Raw genomic sequence first — 616 nt, forward strand, 5'->3', positions numbered from 1 at the left:
GTTTTGCCGTTGCCGGTGTACATGTGGACGCCGCAGGGGAGGCAGGGGTCGAAGCTGCGGACGGTGCGCATGATGTCGATGCCTTTGAAGTCGTCGGGGCCGTTTTCCTCGAAGAGGGGCTGGTTCTGTACGGCGTCTTCGTAGGGGCCGGGGGTGCCGTGGTGGTCGCGGGGGCTGGCGTTCCAGGGGGTGGGTGGGTAGGGGTGGTAGTTGGCGATCTTCTTGTCCTTGATGACGAGGTGGTGGGACAGGACGCCGCGGACGGCTTCGTGGAAGCCGCAGCCGATGGCTTCGTCGGGGACGGTGAAGTTGGTGAAGGTGCGGGTGTCGCCGGTGTGGAGGAGGTGTTGGGCCTGTTCGAGGAAGTGCAGGGCCATGGCGGCGGCGTAGGCGACGAAGTAGGGGCGGGCGCGGTCGCGTTCGATGGTGTTGGACCACTTGGGGATGTGCCATTCCAGGGTGGTCTCGGGGAGTTGTTCGCTTTTGGGGAGGGTGATTTTGACGCTGTGGCCGGTGGCTTGGATGTAGGGGGTGTGGACGCGGGCGTTCAGGGCGGTGGACCACAGGCGGGCCAGGGGGCCGCCGCCGGTGTCCAGGGCGAGGTCTTCGCCGGTGG

General features: G+C 66.7%; 1 protein-coding gene. It reads right to left on the reverse strand.

From position 1 onward, the window contains the following. Window positions 1–616: nickel-dependent hydrogenase large subunit (locus IE217_RS34385; RefSeq protein WP_190181882.1), on the reverse strand; the 616-nt coding region annotated here is incomplete at both ends.

Source organism: Streptomyces naganishii JCM 4654 (genome assembly GCF_014650575.1).
Taxonomy (GTDB): domain Bacteria; phylum Actinomycetota; class Actinomycetes; order Streptomycetales; family Streptomycetaceae; genus Streptomyces; species Streptomyces naganishii.